Source organism: Streptomyces sp. NRRL WC-3549, assembly GCF_000721935.1.
Lineage (GTDB): Bacteria > Actinomycetota > Actinomycetes > Streptomycetales > Streptomycetaceae > Streptomyces.
On record NZ_KL585386.1, the window covers coordinates 66,795 to 71,630 of the forward strand.

The 4,836-nt window shown below is 73.6% G+C and carries 4 protein-coding genes and 1 pseudogene; 2 read left to right on the plus strand and 3 right to left on the minus strand.

The features are described 5' to 3' along the window. Positions 1–304: pseudogene (locus IH13_RS44335) on the plus strand (SAM-dependent methyltransferase); the annotation flags it as partial. Between the two features lie 56 nt (positions 305–360). Here the strand turns inward: IH13_RS44335 and IH13_RS0104645 are convergent. The 3 genes from IH13_RS0104645 to IH13_RS0104655 all read right to left on the minus strand — a co-directional run bounded on the left by IH13_RS0104645 (position 361) and on the right by IH13_RS0104655 (position 3,097). Continuing rightward, positions 361–1,266: an oxygenase MpaB family protein gene (locus tag IH13_RS0104645; RefSeq protein WP_031081223.1), complete on the minus strand. Its 906-nt coding sequence runs from the start codon at positions 1,264–1,266 to the stop codon at positions 361–363. A gap of 499 nt (positions 1,267–1,765) precedes the next feature. After that, entirely contained in the window at positions 1,766–1,948 is a 183-nt protein-coding gene (locus IH13_RS0104650) for a hypothetical protein (protein ID WP_031081225.1), read from the minus strand. Between the two features lie 87 nt (positions 1,949–2,035). Continuing rightward, positions 2,036–3,097, minus strand: a complete 1,062-nt coding sequence (locus IH13_RS0104655; RefSeq protein ID WP_031081227.1) for a fatty acid desaturase family protein — start codon at positions 3,095–3,097, stop codon at positions 2,036–2,038. A gap of 268 nt (positions 3,098–3,365) precedes the next feature. On the opposite strand from IH13_RS0104655, the gene IH13_RS36710 reads away from it, so the two are divergent. Next, a partial coding sequence (locus IH13_RS36710) for an SNF2 helicase-associated domain-containing protein (RefSeq protein WP_031081229.1) occupies positions 3,366–4,836 on the plus strand: 1,471 nt, incomplete at its 3' end.

The window sequence follows — 4,836 nt, forward strand, 5'->3', positions numbered from 1 at the left end:
GCGCGCCTGCCGCTCCGCGACGCGGCGCTCGACGCGGTGTTCGCGGCCGGGCTGATCTCGCATCTCGCTCACCCGAGGAGGGTCTGCGCTAACTGGCCCGCGTGGTACGCCCCAAAGGCGTGCCGGCCCTGTTCCATCCGGTCGGCCGGGCCGCCCTGGCGGCACGGCACGGTCGCGGCCTCACGGCCGGGGACCTGCGGGCCGAGCACAACCTCGCACCGGCGCCGGCGCGGGCGGGTGGCGGGTGCGGTCGTACACCGACGAGGACGATCGGTGCCTGGTGCTCGCCGCACACGGGTCCTGACGTGCCATCAGGGTGTCCGGCACGGTCCGCGCGCGGGCGGGCCCGCGGTCCCGGGGTCACTCCGCGGGAGCACCGGAAGACCGGCCGTGCGGAACGGGGCAGCCACGGACACCGGGGGTCGGGAACGTACCGAGCGCGGCGATCTCGTACCCGTCGGGGTAGCCCTTGATCTCCGGGTTCTGGCGGGCGTAGTGGGCGGTGGTGCGCGGCGGCAGCAGCCTGACGGCGCGGGCTCGCAGGCGCAGGGCACCGCGCGTCAGCCCGCGGGCGACCGAGCCGGGCCGGTCGTAGCGGAAGGCGCGAAGCAGTGAGTCGTCGAGCAGGGCGAGGGCGGCCGTGCGGACGACCGGGGCGAGGGCGGCGGGGTACCAGGAGCCCAAGAGAGCGATGGTGGCGTCGGAGACCCGGCGGCCCCCTTCGTCCCAGCCGAAGTTCTCTGCCTCGTAGGAGTCGAGGGTGCGTTCGAATTCTTCGTAGGTCTGCGGCACGTCGCTGATGCCCATGTGCGCGCCGAGGGCGCGGTAGTACGCGGCGAAGGCGCGGAGTTCGTGGTTGGACAGCTTGCGCCAGCCGTATGCGTCGATCCAGCGCTTGGGGGTGACCACGAAGGTGCACAGCACGTAGCGCATGTCGTCGTTGCTGATGTCGTAGCTGCGGTGCATCCGGTTGATCCGCCGGATCGCCGTGCGGCCGTTCTCGCTGTCGAATCCGTACTCGAGGACGGTGTCGAGGAGAAGCGCGGTGTCGTCGTACCGCTTCTGTGAACGTTCCGTCAGTTCCGCCGTCCGTGCGAGCAGTCGGCCGATGCTGGGGACGGCGTAGGTGCGGTACAGGGCGAATTCGAGAGCCCGGGTGACGTCCCAGGGGAACTCGTACGTGACGGTGAGCCGGTAGATCTCCAGGAAGTCCCGCTCCGGGTCGAGCCGCAGGATCTGCTTGAGCCTGTCGTACCGCGCCACCATGCTCGTCCCCCTCGTCGACCGGAGCGTCCAACCCTAGTGGTGCCGGGCCGTCCGGCACCACGGCGCGACGGGGGTCGCGGCCTGCGCCGCCTGGGCGGCGACGAGGTCTCCCCGCCGTGGGCCGCCTGGCGTGGGCAGATCGAGGACGGTGACATCGGCCGAGGGGCCCCGGGGCTCCGGTGCGGACGGTGTACCTCCCCACGACCCGGACGGGCCGTCCCACGGCCATGAGCCCTCGGCCGGTGCGTCGCAGGCTGCGCGGTCACCGGGCACGGAAGGCACCGGCTCCGGGCCGCGCCCGGGCATCCGCAGGGCGCTCACCGAGGCGCGCGTACGACGCCACCCCGCCCCCGCCGGGCCGGGTACGCTCCGCCTTCGCGCCCGATGGCGCCAGGACCCTGCGGGCCGACGGCCCGGGCTGGTCACTCGACGAACCGGCCGTCCGCCCCGTCCGGTCCCGCGCCCCGGGGCCGCCGCGCGGCCCCGGCGGCCGCGCCGCTCAGCGCCCTATCTCCTTGCGGCTGATCCTGCGAAGCCTGCGCCGCTGGGCCGGGTCGAGCATCAGGTACCCCACCGCCGGCACACCGACGAGGACCAGCAGCGACCACCAGAACCCGATGAGGGGAATCAGGACGACTGCCGCGACGACTCCCCCGATGGCGACCTTTGCACCGTTCGACATGATCCGTGCCTCCTCCGCGGCCGGGCCGCTCCTGATAGATGACAACGCCTGGGCCCGCTCACCGGTTCCAGGGCCCGTGGCCGGCTTCTACCGCAGCGGTTCGCCGACGTCGTGCATGTGCCGCAGCGCCTGCCGGTACGACTCGATCAGGCCGGTCTCCGTGTACGGCATCCCGATCTCCGCGCAGTGGGCCTTCACCAGGGGCTGGGCCAGTCGCAGGTGGGGGCGGGGCATGCTCGGGAAGAGGTGGTGCTCGATCTGGTAGTTGAGGCCGCCCAGGAACCAGTCGGTGAGCACGGCACCGCGTACGTTGCGCGAGGTGAGGACCTGGCGCTGCAGGTGGCCCCAGCGGTCGCCGTCCGGGTCGGGCATCTCCATCCCCTTGTGGTTCGGCGCGAACGCCATGCCCAGGTGGAGACCGAACAGCGCGTGGTGCACCAGGGCGAAGACGGCCGCCTTGCCGGGCGACATGACCGTGAGCAGCAGGGTCGCGTACAGCCCGAGGTGGGCGATCAGCAGCGAGCCGCAGAGCAGGCGCTCCCGGGCGGGCTGACGGCGCAGGAACTGGAAACCGTAGATCTTCAGGGCGATGCCTTCGAGGAGCAGCATCGGGAAGAAGAGCTTCGCCTGGTTACGTGTGAGCCGGCGGGCGAAGCCCTCGCGCTGGGCCGCCTGCTTCTGGGTCCACACCAGGGCTCCGACGCCTACGTCCGGGTCCTTGTCGATGTGGTTGGGGTTGGCGTGATGGCGTACGTGCTTGTCGTTCCACCACGCCTCGTTCATGCCCAGGAGGACGTTGGCGTGCACGAGACCGATGGCCCGGGCCGCCGTGCGGTCGCCGGTTATCTGGGAGTGCCCCGCGTCGTGGCCGACGAAGGCGGTCCGGGTCCACAGCACGGCGAGCGGGAGGGCGAGCAGCAGGTTCCACCAGGTGTCCCCGACGAACACCATCGCGGTGACGACCCCTGCCAGGGCGGCCAGGTCGGCGGCGATGCAGAGGGCGTACCAGCCGGTGCGGCGCTCCAGGAGCTCCTGCCCCTTGACGGCCCGCAGGAGCGGCGCGAAGTCGCTCCCGGGGGCCGCGGGGCGTCCCGGGGAGCCGATTCGGTCATGTGGGGGCTGCGCGACGGTGGTTGCTGCCTGGGACATGGCATCTCCGGTTTTCTGGGCAAGGGCGCCGACCTCTCGAACCTACGGGCGGCGAGTGGGCCCGGACCATGGCGCTTTCACCCGGGTCCGGCGGGGGAGTCCGCCCCTGGCGTAGGGGGGCCAGCCCCCTTGTCCCGGTGGCGCCGGCGGAATCCGGGCGGCCCTGAGCGACTGTTTTTCCCGCCTCCGTGTGCCCACGGGCGACGCATGAGGTACCCTCGGCGCCCTCGACCCCCACTAGTCAAACTTGAGGAATGCGGGTATCGGTGTGCACGGGTTTCCTGCGGCAACGCTCGACGAGATCGACGAACTGTCCCGCTGCTCCGCGGTCTTCCTGCCCGCGGATCCGGCGCGGACGGGCCTGGTCGCCTTCTGGGACACGGACGGCGGCCCACCGCCCCCGGGGCCCGGGAGCCTGCGCGAACTCATGGTCACCGACGACGGCCTCCGCTCCCGGGCGGTCACGGCACTGGTGGTCTCCCCGGCCGACGCGCTGCCGGTGCTGACGCGGGCGCGGACCCTTCCGGACGCCTCCGCCGCGACCGCCTTCTGGGGCGCCGCGGCGCTCCTGGCCCTGCAGTTCGCCGCGCGCGGACTGCTGCTCCCCGGCCTGAGCGCCGCCGCCCACGACACATGGCGCATCGGCCCGCTGGCGGCGGCCGACCTGGAGCGGATCCGCGTCCTGGCGGCCTCCATGCCGCCGACGGCCCACGCCGTGCCGCTGGACGCCACGGCGGATCCCCTGATGCTGCCCGCGCCGGAGACGGTGCTGCGGGAGTTCGTGGACGCGGTCGCCGACGGGCTGCCGCGCTCTCCCGGCGCCGCCCGGGTCACCGGCGGACCTGCCTACGCCGTTGCGGCCCCCCAGCACCTGCCCGCGCTGCGGCCGTGGGCCACCGATGTCGCGGCGGGCCACGACGGGGGCGTACGGCTGTCGCTGCGCGTCGAGGTCTCGGGCCTCACACCGGCGGAGGAGGACGTCACCGGCGGCGACCCTGCCTTCCGCGCCGTACTGCAGATCCACAGCGCCCAGGACCCCACGCTGGTCGCCGACGCGGCGGAGGTCTGGGACGACCGCTCCCCCGCAGCCGGGCTGTTCGGCCCACAGGCCAGGATGGACGCCCTGCTCGCACTGCGCCGGGCAGCCAGGGCCTGGCCGCCGCTGACGCCCCTGCTGTCGGCCGCCGTTCCGGACGCCGTGGAACCGGCGGACGAGGAGATCGCGGAACTGCTCGGCCCTGCCGCACGGGCGCTCGCCGCGACGGGCGTACGGGTGCACTGGCCCAGGGAACTGTCCAGGACGTTCACCGCGCGGGCGGTGATCGGCCCTCCCGACGAGCGCGACCGGACCGGGAAGGGCACCGGCCCCCGTGGTGACGGCTCCCCGGCGCCCTCCCTCCTTTCCGCCGACGCGCTGCTCGCCTTCGACTGGCGGTTCGCACTCGGCGGTCACGAGCTCGGCCGCGAGGAGCTCGACCGGCTCGCGGAGGCGGGCAGACCCCTCGTCCGGCTACGCGAGCAGTGGGTCCTCGTCGACCCGGAGGAGGTCCGACGCGCCCGGCGGACCCGGGACCGCAAGCTGACCCCCATCGACGCCCTGGGCGCCGTCCTGACCGGTACCACCGACGTCGACGGCCGGCGGGTGGAGGTGGCCGCGACCGGCTGGCTGGAGCAACTGCGCGCGCGCATCGCCGACCCCGGGGCCGGGGAGGAACAGGCGGTGGGCCAGCCGCCGGCGT